Genomic DNA, 17997 nt, shown 5'->3' with positions numbered 1-17997 from the left:
GTTCGTGTGTTTCGTGTTGCGGGTGTTGTTCTGTGTCGGTCGGTCAGGACGTCAGTGCGCGATCGGCGACACTTCGAAGACGCAGTGGTCGTGGTGCTCGGCCGCACACTGCACTTCCTTCGACTGCGAGCGCGGCGCGCCCTTGCCTTCCGGCGTCGTGTCGTTGACCCAGTCCATCGCGCCGGCGAACCAGCCCGCGAACATGTAGCAGAGCTTGCCTTCCTTGCCCGGCTGCTGGAGTACGAACGACGAGTGGCGCAACTCGATCCGGGCATGCGCGCTGGCCGGATCGGCTTCGATGATCGAGAACAGGCCCCAGCCGCGTTGCGACAGGCGCTTCAGATAGTGCTCGAACACGGCCATGCCGGTCAGGCCGTGCAGCTTCGCTTCCTTGTCGCACCAGTGGTACGCGGACTTGTAGCCGGCCTTGTAGAGAATCTCCGCATACGCTTCGACGCCGAGCGCTTCCTCGACGGCGACATGGTTGTTCGTGAAGAAGTGACGCGGCACGTACAGCATCGGCAGCGCGTCGGTGGTCCAGACGCCGGTATCGGGATCGACGTTGATCGGCAGTTGCGGTTGCATCGTTGTGGCTCCGTGAGGAAAGTGGCCGCGCGGCTCGGGCGCGGGCGCGACATCGTCCGCGTGCCCGCGCGGCAAGCGCTGGCACGTCCCGATTTTTCTAGTGTTGAGCTGGTGGCGGTTCGGCTCGGCGGGCGCTTATGCGCCCCACACGTCCTTGAACACGCGCACCCAGTTCTCGCCCATGATCTTGCGGATGCGCGACTCCTTCCAGCCGTGTCGTTCCATCGCGGCCGTCAGGTTCGGGAATTCGCCGATCGTGCGGATGCCGTCCGGGTTGATCACCTTGCCGAAGTTCGTCAGCTGGCGATAGCGGCCCTTGTCATGCGTCAGCATGTCGAAGAATTCCTTCGCGAAATCCTGCGTGAAGTCCGTGCCGATGCCGACCGCGTCTTCGCCGATCAGGTTCACGACGTAGTCGATCGCCTCGATGTAGTCGTCGATGTTCGCTTCGATCCCGCGCTTCAGGAACGGCGCGAACATCGTCACGCCGACGAAACCGCCTGCGTCGGCGATTTCCTTCAGCTGGGCGTCGCTCTTGTTGCGCGGATGTTCCTTCAGGCCCGACGGCAGGCAGTGCGAGTAGCACACCGGCTTCTTCGAGAACGCGATCGCTTCCGACGACGTGTTGCCGCCCACGTGCGACAGGTCGACCATGATGCCGACGCGGTTCATCTCGGTGATCACTTCGCGACCGAAATCCGACAGGCCGCCGTCGCGCTCGTAGCAGCCCGTGCCGACCAGGTTCTGCGTGTTGTAGCAAAGCTGCACGACGCGCACGCCCATGTCGGCGAACGCCTCGATGTAGCCAAGGTTGTCCTCGAACGCATGTGCGTTCTGGAAGCCGAGGATGATGCCCGTCTTGCCTTCCTTCTTCGCGCGGAAGATGTCGTCCGTCGTGCGCACCAGCGTCAGCAGTTCGCCGTTGTCGCGGATCTTCTTCTTCATCACGCCGATGTTGTCGACGGTCTTGGTGAAGTTCTCCCACACCGACACCGTGCAGTTCGCGGCCGTGATGCCGCCGCGGCGCATGTCTTCGAACACCGGCTTCTCGAACTTCGAAATGTTCAGTCCGTCGATGATGATGCTGTCCTGATGCAGCGTGCTCATATCTGCCTCTCGCTCCAGTCTCTGTATTTGTGGGGGTCGTCGATCAGTAAATCGGGAAGCGCTCGCAAAGCGCGAAAATCTCGCGGCGCACGCGCTGTTCGGTCGCATGGTCGCCTTCCGGGTTCGCGCGCAGCGCGTCGAACACTTCGAGAATCAGGCGGCCGATCTCGCGGAACTCCGCGACGCCGAAGCCGCGCGTCGTGCCGGCCGGCGTGCCGAGGCGGATGCCCGACGTGACGGTCGGCTTCTCGGTGTCGAACGGAATGCCGTTCTTGTTGCAGGTGATGCCCGCACGCTCCAGCGCCTGCTCGACCGGCGCGCCCTTCAGGCCCTTCGGGCGCAGGTCGACCAGCAGCAGGTGGTTGTCGGTGCCGCCGGTGACGAGATCCACGCCGCCCGCCTTCAGCACTTCGCCGAGCGCCTGCGCGTTCGCGAGCACGCTGTCGATGTAGGTCCTGAAGTCCGCATGCAGCACTTCGCCGAACGCGACAGCCTTGCCGGCGATCACGTGCATCAGCGGGCCGCCCTGCAGGCCGGGGAACACGGCCGAGTTGATCTTCTTCGCGATCTCTTCGTCGTTGGTCAGCACGAAGCCGCCGCGCGGGCCGCGCAGCGTCTTGTGCGTGGTGGACGTGACGACGTGCGCATGCTCGACCGGGTTCGCATGGCGGCCGGCGGCGATCACGCCCGCGATGTGCGCCATGTCGACCATCAGCTTCGCGCCGACGCTGTCGGCGATCGCGCGAAAGCGAGCGAAGTCCAGTGCGCGCGGGTATGCCGAGAAACCGGCGATGATCAGATTCGGCTTGTGCTGGTGCGCCAGTTCTTCAACCTGGTCGTAGTCGATTCGCATCGTGTCGCGGTTCACGCCGTACTGAACCGCGTTGAACCACTTGCCCGACAGCGCCGGCTTCGCGCCGTGCGTCAGGTGGCCGCCGGCGTCCAGCGACATGCCGAGCACCGTGTCGCCCGGCTTGGCCAGCGCGAGCATCACCGAGCCGTTCGCCTGCGCGCCCGAGTGGGGCTGCACGTTCGCGTAGCCGGCGTTGAAGATCTGCTTCACGCGCTCGATCGCCAGCGCCTCGACTTCGTCCGCGAATTCGCAGCCGCCGTAGTAACGCTTGCCAGGATAGCCTTCCGCATACTTGTTGGTCAGCACCGAACCCTGTGCTTCCAGCACCGCGCGCGACACGATGTTTTCCGACGCGATCAGCTCGACTTGCGACTGCTGGCGCTCGAGCTCCTTGAGGATGGCACTGCGCACCGGCGCGTCACGCTCGGCAAGAGGCTGCGAGAAGAAAGGCTGGGTGTTCGACATAGTGCGTCCGTGACAAGAATGAAGGGCGGAAAACCGAAGCTCGAGGCCCGCCGTACCTGGGTTTCCAGCGCGTCCAGAGCAAGGCTGCCGACGGCTCTATTCTTGTCGTTCGGATTTTCGGCGGATTGATGAATTTAGACGCGTTCTTTGCCTTTTCCGCCATGCACGTCCGTTTTGTACAAGTGACCGCTCGTGCTTTTCCGGATGACCCAACGAACCGGCCCTCGCGGTTCACCTATGGACAGGCACTTCGTCGGTGCCTGCCCCGCTCGTCCCAGGTGCAGCGCAGCCCGTTTACGGTGCAATGCAGCATCGGCCTTACGCCCATACAACGTATGGAGCTAGGGTTTAGCCGTATGGCACGCTTGTTGCGCTCGCTCACACAATACGGCAGCCCGATCCGTGCCTCGGGCCAAAAGCTATTAGAGATTCAAGGAACGCTCCCCATGTCGCCCGACCGCACAGCGTCGCTGTCCCACTTCGCGTTCATGCCCTTACCGAACTTCACGATGATCGCGTTCACCAATGCGATCGAGGTGCTTCGGATGGCGAACTACCTGAGCGGGCAGCCGCTCTACCGCTGGTCGGTGATCAGCCCCGAAGGCGGCCCGGTCACGGCGAGCAACGGGCTCACGGTCGACACGGGGCCGGCCGAATGCGTGGGGCAGCCGGATATCGTTTTCGTGTGCGGCGGTGTGGACGTGCAGCGCGCGACGACGCCCGCCCACCTCTCGACCCTGCGCCGTTTTGCTCGCATGGGCCTGCCGCTCGGCAGCCTGTGCACGGGCACCTACGCACTGGCGAAGTCGGGGTTGCTCGCGGGCTACGCGTGCGCGATCCACTGGGAAAACATGTCGGCGCTGAAGGAAGAGTTTCCGGACACGCGCTTCCTGAAGGAACTGTTCGTGGTCGATCGCGACCGCATCACGTGCACGGGCGGCGTCGCGCCGCTCGACATGATGCTGAACCTGATCGCCGCGCGCGTGGGCACCGCGCGCGTCACGCAGATCGCCGAGCAGTTCATCGTCGAGCACGTGCGCGACACGAGCGCGCAACAACGGATGCCGCTCGTCGCACGTCTGGGCTCGGCGAACAAGTCGCTGTTCGAAGTGATCTCGCTGATGGAGAACAACATCGAGGAGCCGCTGTCGCGCGAGGAACTCGCGCGGCTGGCGAACATGTCGCAGCGTCAGCTGCAGCGGCTGTTCCGCGAGCATCTCGGGATGACGCCCACGCACTATTACCTGACGCTGCGGCTGCGCCGCGCGCGCGAACTGCTGCTGCAGACCGACATGTCGATCATGCACATCACGATGGCGTGCGGGTTCCAGTCGGCGTGCCACTTCAGCAAGAGCTATCGCGATGCTTTCGGCGTTGCGCCGACGCGCGAACGTCGCAAGCAGGTCGCCCCGCTCGCGCAGGGTTCGGCAGGCCCGGGGATGGCATTTCCGGCGCATGTGATTCATGCGTGACGTGCGTGCGGCGTGATGCGGTAGAAAAATAAAGCGGCCTTAAAGAAACGGGTGCCGAGAAGTTGTAAGGGCATGGTCGCATACGCCATGCAGAAACGCTGACTTTCGATTCGTGCTTTCGAGCCGCTTCATCTGACGACACGACCGCTGTGGCGGCCAACTCCCCCATGCCCGGTGCGTTTCCGTTACGTTCGCCGGGCAATTAACTGGAGCAGCGGGACCGTCGCACGATGCCCAGGACGCACTGACGTTAAACGGTGCATTTACCAGCCCGCACAAAGCGGGCCGCCTCTCCCGCCTCTCCCGCACCCCCGCACCCCCGCACCGATTCATTTTTCTAAACCGGCCCTCACAAAACCGGGTTTGCACCGCGACGCACGTGTGACGTTCAATGGGTTGCCCGACCCATTGAACGGAGTTCGTCGATGAATGCACTACAGCTCGTGACCCTGGCTGCCATCTGGGGCGCGTCGTTTCTGTTCATGCGCATGGGCGCGCCGTCGTTCGGCGCCGTCCCGCTGATCGCGCTGCGCGTGGCGATCGCCACCGTGCTGCTGCTGCCGGTGTTGCGCAGCGCCGATGCACGACGCGAATTCCGCGCGCACGCGGCGCCGCTGTTCGTCGTCGGCATCGCCAACTCGGCGCTGCCGTTCTGCCTGCTGACCTATGCGGCGTTGTTCGTGTCCGCCGGCACCGATTCGATCCTGAACGCCACGACCCCGTTGTGGACAGCGCTCGTCGCGTATGTATGGCTGCGCGTGCCGCTGACGAAGCCGCAGGCGATCGGCCTCGCGGTCGGCTTCGCCGGCGTCGTCGTGCTGGCCGGCTCCGCGATCGGCGCCGGCGCGCCCGGCGCCCCGCGCGCGATCGCGGCCGCGATGCTCGCGACGCTGTCGTACGGATTCGCCGCGCATTACTCGAAGCGCAAGCTGGCGAACGTCAGGCCGTTCGTGTCGGCGTTCGGCAGCCAGCTGTTCGCGGCGATCGTGCTCGTGCCGCTGGCCGTGCCGATGTGGCCGCACGCGCCGGTTCCCGCGTCCGCATGGATCGCCGTGGTGCTGCTCGGCGCGATCTGCACGGCCGTCGCCTACCTGCTGTATTTCGGGCTGATCCGCAACGCCGGCGCGCAATACGCGGCGTCGGTCACGTTCCTGATCCCGATCTTCGGCGTCGTGTGGGGCGCGGTCTTCCTGCACGAGACGATTACCGTCCAGACGATCGCCGGGTGCGCGGTCATCCTGCTCGGCACGGCGCTTGCGACCGGCAAGATCAAGGGGTTCTCGTCTGGCGTCGCGCGCAGGTCACACCAATAGGCCACGCGCATCGTCGTCGAGCTCGCCGAGCTCGCGTGCCAGCCAGTCGCGGAACGCAACGATCTTCCACTCGTGCTGACGCGCTTCGCTGCATACGACGTAATAGGAGAACTCGGTCGGCCACGGCCGCGCGAGCACGCGCGCGAGCCGCCCCGCCGCGACTTCGTCGCGCGCGTAGATGTCGCGGACCAGCGCAATGCCCTGCCCGGCGACGGCCGCCTTGATCAGCAACGCGTCCTCGCTGAAGCTCGCGCCGCGCGGTGTGCGCGCATCCTCGATCCCCTGCGTGCGCAACCATAGCGTCCAGTCGGCGCGATCGGCATCCTGCAGCAGCGGATACGACAGGCAATCGGCCGCCGTGCGGATCGGGCGGGCCGGATCGAGCAATCGCGGGCTGCAGACCGGCCACATCTCGGGCGTCCAGATGCGAAACGCCGCGTGCCCGGGATAACGGCCCAATCCGTGGCGAATCGCGACGTCGACGTAGTCGCGCCGCAGGTCGACGAGTTGCGCGCGCGTCTCGACGGTGATTTCGATTTCGGGGTATTCGGCATTGAACGAGCCGAGGCGCTGCACGAGCCACGTGTTCGCGAACGACGCGGTGGTCGTCACGGCGAGCCGCACGATGCGCCGGTTCGCGCCGTGAACGTCCGCCCACGCGGCTTCGATCTCGTTGAACCCGCCGGCAAGCTGGTCGAACAGCGCGCGGCCCGTGCCGGTCAGCTCGAGCTCGCGCCCGGTACGCTCGAACAGGCGCATGGCGAGCCGGTCCTCTAGATTGCGGACATGCTGGCTGACCGCGCCCGGCGAAATGCACAGCAGGTCGGCCGCCTGCTTCATGCTGCCACAGCGCGCCACTTCGACGAAGGTGTGCAGCGCGGCGAGAGGGAGTGACTTGGCCATCCGTGCGGTCGCCGCCGGACGGCGACAGAGGGTCGGGATCGGGCGATGATTATCGCAGCAAACGCCCGGCCGCGACGATCGGGGTCGCCGCTATCGTCCACGGCTGCAGCGATGACGACGCGCGTTGCGCCACAGCAAAAACGGGCGGTGCCGTCTCCGGCACCGCCCGTTTCACGCCTCTTCTGTTCGTACGTCAGGCTGCCAGCAAACCGTGCGGATCGATCACGAATTTGCGCGGCGCGCCGCCGTCGAACTTCTTGTAGCCTTCCGGCGCCTGATCGAGCGAGATCACTTCGACGTTGACGATCTTCGCGATCGGCAGACGGTCGAACAGGATGGCCTGCATCAGGTTGCGGTTGTACTTCAGCACCGGCGTCTGCCCCGTGAAGAACGAGTGCGACTTCGCCCAGCCGAGGCCGAAGCGGATGCTGAGGCTGCCGTGCTGCGCGGCCTTGTCCTTCGCGCCCGGATCGTCCGTCACGTACAGGCCCGGGATGCCGATCGCGCCGGCCGGCCGCGTGATTTCCATCAGCGAGTTCAGCACGGTCGCGGGCGCTTCCTCGGAATGGCCCGACGAACCGTGGCCGTGCGCCTCGAAGCCGACGCAGTCGACCGCGCAGTCGATCTCCGGCACGCCGAGGATCTGCTCGATCTGCTCGCCGAGCGACGCGTCCTTCGACAGGTCGACCGTCTCGAAGCCCATCGCGCGCGCATGCGCGAGGCGTTCCTCGTTCATGTCGCCGACGATCGTCACCGCCGCGCCGAGCAGGCGCGCCGATGCGGCCGCCGCCATCCCGACCGGGCCCGCGCCCGCGATGTAGACCGTCGAGCCCGGCTTCACGCCCGCGCTCACCGCGCCGTGATAACCGGTCGGCAGAATGTCGGACAGGCAGGTCAGGTCGCGAATCTTCGCCATCGCCTGATCGCGGTCCGGGAATTTCAGCAGGTTGAAGTCGGCGTACGGCACGAGCACGTACTCGGCCTGGCCGCCGATCCAGCCGCCCATGTCGACGTAGCCGTAAGCGCCACCGGCACGCGACGGGTTCACGTTCAGGCACACGCCCGTATGCGTGTCCTTGCACATCGCGCAGCGGCCGCATGCGACGTTGAACGGCACCGACACCAGATCGCCGATCCTCAGCGTCTCGACGTCGGGGCCCACCTCGACCACTTCGCCCGTGATCTCGTGACCGAGCACGAGACCGACCGGCGCGGTCGTGCGGCCGCGCACCATGTGCTGGTCGGAACCGCAGATGTTCGTGCTGACGACCTTCAGAATCACGCCGTGTCCGATGGCGCGGCCGGTCGGATCGACCATCTTCGGATAATCGATTTTCTGGACTTCGACCTTGCCCGGCCCAAGATAGACGACACCTCGATTGCTGCTCATCGTATTGTCTCCATGTCTCGTTGGATGGCGCCGCTGCGCGCCGGTGCGGCGCGCACGCAACGTGCTGTTCGAGAGTAGTCCCGGAGGCAGGGGCGCCGATGTCTCAAACGCGACATGCGTTTGATCGGCGCCGACATCGATGGCGGAAAGACGAAAGTCGGGTCGGTAGCCGGACGAAGGCCCGTCGTCCGGCGGATCGTCGCGATCGGCCCGCCCGGCGGGCCGGCGCGCGTTAGCCGCCCTGATTCTCGCGGATGATCGCGGCGACGGCCGCGTCGGCGTCGCTCGCGACGCCGTCGTGCACGCGCGTGCTGACGGCCGGCGTCGGCGGCTCGCTGTCGAGCGCGTGCCCGCCGCGGTTGCGCGTGTCGACCGTCGCGCGCATCGACAGCCCGACGCGCAGCGGATGCGCGGCCAGGTCGCGGGGATCGAGCGCGATCACGACCGGCACGCGCTGCACGACCTTGATCCAGTTGCCGGCCGCGTTCTGCGACGGCAGCATCGAGAACGCGCTGCCGGTGCCCGCCGAGAAGCCCTGTACGCGGCCGCGATAGACGATGCGCGACCCGTACAGGTCGGACACCACGTCGACCGGCTGGCCGACGCGCATGTGCCGAATCTGCCCTTCCTTGAAGTTCGCCTCGACCCACAGCCGGTTCAGCTGCACGATCGACATCAGCGGCACGCCGGGGCCGACCTGCTGGCCGACCTGCACCGAACGCTGGCCGATCGTGCCGTCGACCGGCGCAACGATCGTCGTGCGCTTCAGGTTCCGGTACGCGAGCTTGAACTGCGCGGCCGCCTGCACGACGGCCGGGCTTTCGTCGACGGGCAGCCGGCTACCGAGCGCACGCGCGGCTTCGAGCTGCGCCTGCGCGGCCGCGAGGTTCGCCTGCGCGCCGGCAACCGCCGCGCGGGCGCGCGCCAGCTCCTCCGGCGCGACGATCTCGACCGACGCGCCCGAGCGCGCGGCCAGCGCACGCTGCGCGAGCGACAGGTCGGCCTGACGCGCGTTCACGGCTTCGACGTACATCGTGTTCGAGATCTTCGCGTTCGCGACCTGCCGCACGGCCTGCACGAGCTGCGCCTTGGCCTGCGCGAACGCGACGGCGGCCTCCGTATCGTCGAGCCGCACAAGCGTCTGCCCGGCGCGCACGGCCTGCGTATCGGCGACCAGCACGTCGGTCACGGCGCCGGGTGTCTGCGCGGCGACCTGCACGATGCTGCCGGCGACGTACGCGTCGTCGGTATCTTCGTAGTAGCGGTCGCGCAACAGCCAGAACGCAAGCCAGACGAGCGCGGCCAGCAGCACGACCGCGACGAACAGCGTGAAGCGCTTGCGGCGTGTCGCCCGGCGCGCGTCGAGTCCCGGGTCGTTCCGGGCGGCCGGCGATGCGGCGGTATGAAGGTTGTCGTGGTGCATCAGTCGCTTTGCGTAACGATCAGGCGGTCATGCTGGAACAGGGGTATCGCGGGCATCGCGGACACGCGAGCGTCGATGGAAGCGGCGGGGGCCGCGCTGCGCGCGGCGAAATTCGCGCTCGCGGTATCGGCAACCGCGCTGCGCTGCGCTCGGATGACCGGCGGCGGCTCGAGCCGCGCAACAGGCGGCGCGGTGCCGGTACCGATAGCAGCCGAGCGCGCCGGTTCCGCGCCCGTACCCGCAGGGGTTTGCGCAGCGGCATTCGGCGCCGCACCGCGCGCGGCACGCGCCGCGGGCGCAGGAGCCGATGCGGCCGCCATCGTTGCGCTCGCATCGAACCCGCCGCCGAGCGCGCCGACGAGGCCGACGCGCAACGTCCGCTGCCGACCCTGCAACGCAATCAGTTGCGCACGCTCGTCGATCAGCGTCAGATCGGCGACATCGACGTCCTTCTGCATCAGCACGCCGCGGCGATGCCGCTCGGCCGCGATCTGCACGATCTTCAGCGCGGCCGCGACCGCATCCTGCTGCTGCGCGACGAGCGTCCGCGACGTCTGCAGCGACGTGACGATCTGCGCGACCTGCCCGAGCGCGTCGTCGACGGTCTTGTTGTACAGCCCGATCGCGACGTCGGCCTGCGCGACGTCCGCGCCGAGTTTCGCCTTCAGCCGGCCGCGATCGAACACCGGCAGCGAGATCGCGGGGCCGACGGAACCTGCGAGCGCGTCGCGCGAGAACATCGACGCGGGCGTCAGCGCGAACACTCCACCGAGCGCGACGAGGTTCACGTCCGGATAGAACTGCGCACGCGTCGAATCGGCATTCGCGAACGCGGCTTCCACACGCAGCCGCGCGGCGACGATGTCCGGCCGGCGGCCGAGCAGATCGGCCGGCAGCCGCGCAGGCAGCGCGCCGCCCGGAAACGCGCCGACGCGAGGCCGCTGCAGCGCGAGCCCGCGCTCGGGGCCGCGGCCCGACAGCACGCCGAGCTGCAGTTGCGCAAGCTTGATCTGCTCGTCGTTCATCGCGATCTGTTCGAGCAGGCGGCTGCGCTTGATCGATGCGTCGCTCGCGTCGTATGCGTTGTCGAGGCCGCGCGCGGTGCGCTCGCGCAGCACGGCCGTCACGCGCTGGCTGATCTTCAGCTTCTGTTGCAGCAGGTCGCGCACCGCGTACGCCTGGTCGAGCTGGCAATACACGGTGACGATCGCGACCGCGAGCGTGAGCCGCACCTGCTCGGCCTCGACGCCCGCCGCGTCGCGCAGCGACATCAGGCTCTTCGTCGCCGCGCGGTTCTTGCCCCATAGGTCGAGCTGGTAGTTCAGCCCGACGAACACCGACGACGGCGACACGACCGGATCGCCGAAGATCTCAACCGGCACGCGATAGCCGCCCGCCGTCACGTCGGCGATGTCGCCCGGCTTGGGCATCCGCGCGCGGCTGACCGTCGCGCCCGCGGTGCCCGTCAGTCCGGTCAGCGAATCGAACTGCTGAAGCTGTGCCTGCGCCACGCGCAGCCGCGCCTGCGCAACCTGCAAATCGGGATTGTTCTGCGACGCCTCCGCCACCAGATCGTCGAGCTGCGGATCCTGCAGTTGCTTCACCCAGTCGGGCGCGGGCCAAGCGCCGTTCGCGCCGGGGGCCGCCGTGTGTGCCAACGCGTCGGCGGCCGGTGCGCGCAGCGACAGCGACGGCAGGAATCCCGACGGCACGCAGCCGCCGAGCGCGAGCAGCGCGGCCGTCGCCAGAATCGTCCAGCCGCCCTGCCCGCCGCGTGCCGGTGCGGCCGCTTTCAAGATGCATTCCATCGCGCGCCTCACCCCTGCTGGATGCGCTGCGCGCGCGCGGCCAGACGCGGTCGCGTCCGCTCGAGCGGGCCGAGCCGGCCGAACAGGCCGTCCGCGATGCCCAACAGGATGCCGGCGAGCTTGTCGCGCTTGTCGCGCTCGACGAGCGCGATCTGCACGACCTGCCACACGGTCAGCAGGTTCGGCACGATCGCCACCGGAAAGCGCAACCCGTACTGCATCGCGAGCTGCACCGCATTGCGCGCGCTGTAGTAGCGCCGTTGCCACGAGTGATTCATCGACGTCATTTCGAAAGGGCCGAACGCGTGGCGCTGTTTCGCGCCGATCCGGTGCGGCAGCACCAGCGACGGCACGACATAGAGCGGCACGTTGCGCGCGAGCGCGCGGAAGCTGTACTCGGTGTCGACGTGATCGATGAACAGCGTCTCGTCGAAGCGGCCGAGCGCGTCGAACGCGGCACGCGACACGACGCAGCCGGACGAGATCAGGAACGCGCAGCGCTGCGGCGGCCCGTCGGCTTCGACCCGCAGCCGGCGCAACGCGATCCCGTTGGTCGCGAGCTCCGGCAGGAAGCTGCGCGCGTTCTCGTCGAAGATGCGCGGGCCGGCCAGGAACGCGCGGCCCGCGAGCCTCGCGCAGACGTCGCGCATCGTCGAGAAGTAGCCGGCCGGCACCGACGAATCCTGGTCGAACAGCGCAACCGCATCGACGTTCTCGCGAAACAGCGCGGCGAGCCCCGCGTTGTACGCGCCGGCAATCCCGCCGCGGTTGCCGTGATGCAGCAGCCCGATGCCGTCGCGCGCGCACAGCGCGCTTGCACGGGCATCGGGTTGCGGCGTGTTGTCGACGACGAGCAACGCGTCGCACGCATGCCGCCATGCGCCAAGCGCCGCGAGTTGTGCATCGGTCGGGTGATACAGGATCACGAGTGCGCCGAGTGTCGTCATGCGGGTTTCCTCAATGTCCGAACGAAGCGGCCGCGCCGCGCCTGGGCCGCGTCAGCCACATCATCGCGGCGAGCACGAGGCAGGTCATGCTCGCCATCCAGAACATGTCGCCCGTCGCCATCATGTAGGCCTGCTGCATCACGACCTGATGCAGCGTCGTCAGCTCGCGCACGCCGTCCACGCCCATCGCGTTCAGCGTGTGCACGAAACGCTGCGTGTTCGCCGATGCGTGCGTGACCGATTGCGACACGACGTCGTAGTGATAGGTCGCGCGGCTGTCCCACAGCGTCACGCTCATCGCGGTGCCGAATGCGGCCGACAGCGTGCGCAGGAAATTCGACAGGCTCGACGCGGCTGCGAGCCGGTCGTCCGGAATGCGCGACAGCGTCGCAGCGGTCAGCGGAATGAAGAAGCATGGCAGCCCGATCCCCTGGATCAGCCCCGGCGCGGCGATCTGCGCGAATGTCATCTTGAGCGTGAAATGCGCATCCCACGCGAGCACGGCCGCAAACACCAGGAAGCCGAAGGTCGCGAGCACGCGTGCGTCGAAGCGGTGCGCGTGCAGGCCGACGAGAATCGAGAACACGAGCGCGAGCACGCCGAGCGATGCGGTGGCCAGGCCCGCATGGAACGCGTTGTAGCCCATCACCGCCTGCATCCACAGCGGAAACACGACGCCGACCACCGAGAAGCTCATCATCCCGAGCGAGATGATCAGCACGCAGAACGAGAACGTGCGGTCGCGAAACAGGCTAAGGTCGACGACCGGGTGCGCCTCGCCCGCCTCCCAGATCAGCAGCGACACGATCGCGAGCCCCGCGACCACCGCGAGCGTGACGATCAGCGGCGAGTCGAACCAGCCCTTGTCGTGGCCGAGGTCGAGCATCGCCTGCAGCGAGCCGACACCGATCACGAGCAGGACGATGCCCGGCAGGTCGATCGGGCCGGCCGCGCCGCGCTGCGCGTCGGGGCGCAGCATCGTCGTGCAGACTGCGAACGAGAAGAGCCCAATCGGCAAATTGATCAGGAAGATCCACGGCCACGAGAAGCTGTCGACGATCCAGCCGCCGACCACCGGCCCGAAGATCGGCGCGAGCAGCACCGTCATCGCCCATAGCGCGAGCGCGACGGTGCGCTTGTCCGGCGGAAAGGTGCGCAGCAGGATCGTCTGCGACAGCGGCACCATCGGCCCCGAGCACAGCCCCTGCAGCGCGCGGCAGACTACCAGCACGTGCAGATCGCGCGCGAGCCCGCACAGCAGCGACGTCAGCGTGAACAGCAGCACCGCGCCGACGAACAGCCGCAACTCGCCGACGCGGCGCGCGAGCCAGCCGGTGAGCGGCACCGCGATCGCGGCCGCGACCGAATACGAGCTGATCACCCACGTGCCCTGGCTGTTCGAGACGCCGAGGCTGCCGGAGATCGCCGGCACCGCGACGTTCGTCACGGTCGAGTCGAGCACTTCGATGAAGGTCGCGAGCGACAGCGCGAACGTCAGCAGCGCGAGCCGCGCGCCGCGCACCGGCTGCGCGGCCGGTGCAGACGTGGACGCGGGCGCGGACGCATCGAAGGCGGCGGGCGTGTCCTGCAGCGGCGACGCCGTGCTCATGCGCCCGCCGCAGCGACGTCGGCCCGCATATGCGCGCGTCCGTGGTTCGGCGCGAGGCGCTCGATGAAATCGGCGGCCATCTCGCAACCGTCCGGCGCGGCATGGACCCGCGCACGCATGCGTGCCGCCCGCTCGGCGAAGGCGGGCTCGCCGAGCACGCGCGCGAGCGCCGCGCCGAGGCGCGCGCCGTCGACCGGGCCATCGACGCGCACACCGCAGCCGCTCGCGGCAACGCGTTGCGCATTGTCGAACTGGTCGTGCGCGAACGGCGTCGCGACCTGCACGATCCCCGCTTCGTATGCGAGCGCCGCGGTGCCGATCCCGCCGTGATGCACGAGCGCGCGGCAACGCGGCAGCAGCGTACGCATCGGCACGAAGCGGCGCACCAGCAGCCGCTCGCCGTCCGTTGCCGCATCGTGCGGCGTCAGCAGAATGCCGCGTGTGCCGGTTGCGCGCAGCGCGTCCGACACCGCGCGTGCATACGCCGCGTGATCGATCAGCGTCGAGCCGGCCGTAAACACGACGGGTGGCTCGCCCGCCGCGAGAAACACGTCAAGCGTGGGATCGTCGTCATGCGCGGCGATGTCGTTGAACAGCGGAAAGCCGCTTTGCAGAAGATGCGCCGGCCAGTCGCGCTGGGCCGGCGCGAACCAGTCGGGAAACAGGCACAGCACGCCGTCCGTCGAATGCAGCCAGCGGCCGAGCACGCGCCGCGCGGGCGCCAGCCCCAGTTCGCGGCGCACCGCATTGAGCGCCGGGCCGCACACGCGGTCGAGCACCTGCCGCTCGATCAGCGTCATCAGCGCCGATTTCACGGGCAGCGGCCAGCGCGCGGGGATCGTCAGGCGCGGGTGCGTCGGCGGCACCTGCGCGGACAGCAACGTGGACGGCGACACCTGCACCGACACGTACGGCGTGCCGTGCAGCTCCTGCATCAGCCGCGCGGAAAACGCCCACAGCGTGCCGACCAGCACGGTGTCGCGATCGGTCAGCGCGCGCAGCGCGTCGTAATGTGGGCGGACCACGGGCGCGATCACCTGCCATAGCGTGCGAAACGACGTGCGCGGATCCCACAGCGCCGGGTTCGCCATCGCGGCTTCATACTCGGCCGCGGTGCCGACCGGCACGAACGCGAAGCCGAAGCGGCGTGCGGCGGCCTCGAACGGCGGATGCGTGCAGAACACGACGTCGTGGCCGCGCATCGCGAGCGCGCGCGCGACGCCGAGCAGCGGGTGCACGTCGCCCGCCGAGCCGATCGCGGTCACGATCACCTTCGCCATCGCGCGCCTCGCGGGGATCAGTAGAAACCGGGGATCAGCGCCGCGACCTCGCGGCGGTACTGCGTATACGCGGGCCCAAAATAGCCGGTCAGCCAGCTCTCCTCGACGCGCACCTTGTACGCGAGCGACGCGAACACGAGCACGACGCCGAGCGCGCCGCGCCATTCGCCGCCGATCAGCGCGGCGCCGACCAGCGCGATCAGGCAGCCGGTGTAGATCGGATGGCGCACGAGGCCGTACGGGCCGGTGCGCACGAGTTCATGGTTTTCCTTCAGCGTGACGGACACGCTCCAGTTCGTGCCGAGGTGCAGCCGCGCCCACACCGAGAACAGCAGCCCCGCGACCAGCACCGCGAGCCCGCCTTGCGCGAGCAGGCCGAAGCGCTGCCAGTCGGGCACGAGCGCCTGCCACGACGGATCGGGCAGGATGATCAGCGCGCCGCCGACGATCAGCGGAATCGACTGCAGCGTGCGCGAACGCGACGCCTCCTTGCGCACGGTCGTCTTCACGCCCTGCGACGTCGCGATCCAGTAGGCGAGCCATACGGCCCACGGAACGACGATGGCGATGCTCTGAACGATATTCACGGCTGGCCTGCCTCGTATGGATAAGAATTTGGATACGCCCGGCGCGGATGCGTCCGGCGGGGATGCGCCCGATGCGCGACGTGCTGCGTCACGACATCGCCGGCATCGGCGCGGACACGCATGCGTGCGCGGCGCCGAGCGCGATGCCGGCGGCGGCCGGCGGCGCATCGCAGAAGAAGTCGAGCAGCGCCGCACGCGTGGTCTCGCGCTGCGCGCGGCCTTCGATGTCGAGGAAGTGGCCGGCGTCGGGAATGGTCGCGAAGCGTGCGCGCGGCACGTGCGCGGCAAGCTGGCGAACGTCGGCCGGCGTCGTGTACTCGTCGCGCTCGCCGTTCAGGAACAGCAGCTCGCAACCGATGTTCGAAAACTCGCTCAGATAGCGTTCCGGCTGCAGCGACAGGATCTGGTCGACGTGGAATGCGACCTGGTCCTGCTCGTCGCGCGGCAGGCGCGTCAGATACCGGTAGTTGTACAGCTTCATGATGCGCGGCAGGTAGCGGCCGACCGTATCGTTCAACAGTTGTGCGGCCTTCAGGTTCTCGCCGGCCGAGATGTGATCGCGCGCGCGGGTCACGTAGTCGACCATCGCGTCGTTCAGGAACGGCGAGAACGAGCAGATCGCCGCGCGCCGCACGCTCGGGCAGCCGCGAGCGAGCGCGAACAGCGACGCGACGCCGCCCCACGACACCGACACGAGGAACGCGGGCGCGAAGCGCTCGACCAGATGCTGGAGGATCGCGGCCTCGTCGTCCTTCGTCAGGATGAAGCAGCCGGGATTGTGCTGGCGCGACTGCCCCGCATACGGGAGGTCGAAACAGATCGTGTTCATCCGCTCGCCGAGATACTGGACGGTCTGCCCGAACGACGCGGTGGTCGCGAGGGCGCCGTTGACGAGCATCGCCGTGTCGAAGGACGGATCGAACACGTTCCGTTCGACGTAGACCTTCAGACCATTCGGTAGCGGGACCACGTGTTTTTCGGTCGGCATCGTCGTTCTCCGGTGGATGCGGCGTCTCGGCATGCTGCGGTGCGCAATGGCTGGCGCACCGCGATCAATACGCGCGGCGCCGATTCATTCCTTGTAGTGCGGCACCATACTAATACGGGCAATATTACTTACTCAAGTCATCTCAACGATCCCCTCTACTCCAGCAGGAAATACCGTCGATTCAAATTTTTTCGGCATTTTTTATGGTAAGCACGATCGATCGAAAGGCAATCGCAATCGTTTGCCTAAATCCGAACCAGCAGTCGTTAAATTATAATATATCGTTCAAATTCAAATACATATATCATTTAATCCGCCCGATTGAAACGGATTCCAGGAAATTACCGGGATGGTCGCCGGGCTCCAGAATTTCCATATCGAATCGAATTTCACATGCCTCGACATTCTTTCGGAACGTAATAATTTAAATTCAGAAACTTTGGCCGCCATTACGCCACCTTTTCGGAAATCGTTTTAAACAAACTTCAATTTATTTAACCGTCTTTCAAACCATTTTCCCGCACCCGCACAATTGCGCCAGGCAGGCGCTCCACCCCTTCGGTACGGAGATCTACTATCGGACCCCGATTTTTTGTTGATTGAACGATCAATAAAAAATCGCTAAGCTCTCGACTTCCAGGAACGGCCCGTCCGGGCGAAGGGGAGTCGCGATGCCGAAAGTCGGAATGCGGGAGATTCGCCGCGCGCAGTTGATCGACGCGACGCTGCGCTCGATCGACGAAGCCGGCCTGCCCGGCACGACGCTCGCATCGGTCGCGCAGCGCGCGAACATCTCGACGGGCATCGTCAGCCATTACTTCGGCGACAAGGACGGCCTGCTCGAAGCCACGATGCGGCACGTGCTGCGCGACCTCTGGACGGCCACCACGCGCCGCCGCGTCGCCGCGCGCAAGGATCCGCGCTCCCGGCTGCGCGCGATCGTCGCCGCGAACTTCGACGACACGCAGGTCAGCGCGCCCGTGATGAAGACCTGGCTCGCGTTCTGGTCGCAGAGCATGCACGACGCGATGCTCAAGCGCCTGCAGCACGTCAACACGCGGCGCCTCCATTCGAACCTGTGCGCCGAATTCGCGAAGGCGCTGCCGCGTGCGAAGGCACGCGAAGCCGCCAGCGGCCTCGCCGCGCTGATCGACGGCCTGTGGCTGCGCGGCGCACTCGCCGGCGGCCCGATCGACACCCGGGCCACGCTGAAGCTCGCCCACGATTACATCGACCTGCTGCTCGCGTCCGATTGACGCGTCACGCA

15 protein-coding genes are annotated in these 17997 nt (G+C 67.2%); 3 read left to right on the top strand and 12 right to left on the bottom strand.

The genetic code is table 11. From position 1 onward, the window contains the following. Positions 1 to 51: 51 nt before the first annotated feature. The 3 genes from DIE13_RS09620 to DIE13_RS09610 form a co-directional block, all read right to left on the bottom strand. Complete coding sequence (locus DIE13_RS09620; RefSeq protein ID WP_124826922.1) at positions 52 to 585, bottom strand: DUF5943 domain-containing protein; 534 nt, start codon at positions 583 to 585, stop codon at positions 52 to 54. Positions 586 to 720: 135 nt separating this feature from the next. Continuing rightward, on the bottom strand, positions 721 to 1692 hold the full coding sequence (locus tag DIE13_RS09615) for a dipeptidase (protein ID WP_006488981.1): 972 nt from the start codon (positions 1690 to 1692) through the stop codon (positions 721 to 723). A 43-nt stretch (positions 1693 to 1735) separates the two neighbouring features. Continuing rightward, entirely contained in the window at positions 1736 to 3010 is a 1275-nt protein-coding gene (locus DIE13_RS09610) for a serine hydroxymethyltransferase (protein ID WP_124826921.1), read from the bottom strand. A gap of 356 nt (positions 3011 to 3366) precedes the next feature. On the opposite strand from DIE13_RS09610, the gene DIE13_RS09600 reads away from it, so the two are divergent. Both DIE13_RS09600 and DIE13_RS09595 read left to right on the top strand, forming a co-directional pair. Beyond that, the gene (locus tag DIE13_RS09600) at positions 3367 to 4482 is read left to right on the top strand and encodes a GlxA family transcriptional regulator (protein WP_124826919.1); all 1116 of its coding nucleotides are present in this window, start codon (positions 3367 to 3369) and stop codon (positions 4480 to 4482) included. Between the two features lie 425 nt (positions 4483 to 4907). Then, positions 4908 to 5795: a DMT family transporter gene (locus tag DIE13_RS09595; RefSeq protein WP_124826918.1), complete on the top strand. Its 888-nt coding sequence runs from the start codon at positions 4908 to 4910 to the stop codon at positions 5793 to 5795. On the opposite strand, the gene DIE13_RS09590 is transcribed toward DIE13_RS09595, so the two are convergent. From DIE13_RS09590 to DIE13_RS09550, 9 genes are all read right to left on the bottom strand, one after another. Then, positions 5784 to 6698, bottom strand: a complete 915-nt coding sequence (locus DIE13_RS09590; protein ID WP_124826917.1) for a LysR substrate-binding domain-containing protein — start codon at positions 6696 to 6698, stop codon at positions 5784 to 5786. The two genes, DIE13_RS09595 and DIE13_RS09590, sit on opposite strands and share 12 nt — an antisense overlap. A gap of 193 nt (positions 6699 to 6891) precedes the next feature. Further along, the gene (gene fdhA / locus DIE13_RS09585) at positions 6892 to 8088 is read right to left on the bottom strand and encodes a formaldehyde dehydrogenase, glutathione-independent (RefSeq protein WP_057927550.1); all 1197 of its coding nucleotides are present in this window, start codon (positions 8086 to 8088) and stop codon (positions 6892 to 6894) included. 232 nt (positions 8089 to 8320) lie between these two features. Continuing rightward, a complete protein-coding gene (locus tag DIE13_RS09580; protein WP_124826916.1) occupies positions 8321 to 9511 on the bottom strand; it encodes an HlyD family efflux transporter periplasmic adaptor subunit in 1191 nt (396 codons plus the stop codon). Continuing rightward, positions 9511 to 11319 (bottom strand): efflux transporter outer membrane subunit, encoded by a 1809-nt coding sequence (locus DIE13_RS09575; RefSeq protein WP_124826915.1) that lies wholly within the window; start codon positions 11317 to 11319, stop codon positions 9511 to 9513. Before DIE13_RS09575 ends, DIE13_RS09580 begins: the two co-directional genes overlap by 1 nt. An 8-nt stretch (positions 11320 to 11327) precedes the next feature. Further along, positions 11328 to 12266, bottom strand: a complete 939-nt coding sequence (locus DIE13_RS09570) for a glycosyltransferase family 2 protein (RefSeq protein WP_124826914.1) — start codon at positions 12264 to 12266, stop codon at positions 11328 to 11330. Between the two features lie 10 nt (positions 12267 to 12276). Then, positions 12277 to 13875 carry a DHA2 family efflux MFS transporter permease subunit gene (locus tag DIE13_RS09565; RefSeq protein WP_124826913.1) on the bottom strand — a complete coding sequence of 533 codons (1599 nt, stop codon included), beginning with the start codon at positions 13873 to 13875 and terminating at the stop codon, positions 12277 to 12279. Then, the gene (locus DIE13_RS09560) at positions 13872 to 15155 is read right to left on the bottom strand and encodes a glycosyltransferase (RefSeq protein ID WP_124826912.1); all 1284 of its coding nucleotides are present in this window, start codon (positions 15153 to 15155) and stop codon (positions 13872 to 13874) included. The genes DIE13_RS09565 and DIE13_RS09560 overlap by 4 nt, the downstream gene beginning before the upstream one ends. A gap of 17 nt (positions 15156 to 15172) precedes the next feature. Continuing rightward, positions 15173 to 15742: a methyltransferase family protein gene (locus tag DIE13_RS09555; protein WP_124826911.1), complete on the bottom strand. Its 570-nt coding sequence runs from the start codon at positions 15740 to 15742 to the stop codon at positions 15173 to 15175. An 88-nt stretch (positions 15743 to 15830) separates the two neighbouring features. Beyond that, positions 15831 to 16730, bottom strand: coding sequence for an alpha/beta fold hydrolase (locus DIE13_RS09550; protein WP_124826910.1), 900 nt, complete (start codon positions 16728 to 16730; stop codon positions 15831 to 15833). Positions 16731 to 17401: 671 nt separating this feature from the next. Here DIE13_RS09550 and betI point away from each other — a divergent pair. After that, on the top strand, positions 17402 to 17986 hold the full coding sequence (gene betI, locus DIE13_RS09540) for a transcriptional regulator BetI (protein ID WP_124826908.1): 585 nt from the start codon (positions 17402 to 17404) through the stop codon (positions 17984 to 17986). Positions 17987 to 17997 lie beyond the last annotated feature (11 nt).

The sequence above is a fragment of the Burkholderia sp. Bp9016 genome (assembly GCF_003857765.1).
Lineage (GTDB): Bacteria > Pseudomonadota > Gammaproteobacteria > Burkholderiales > Burkholderiaceae > Burkholderia.
The sequence above is the reverse complement of the archived record's forward strand: the minus strand, read 5'-3'. Positions and strand labels throughout refer to the sequence as shown.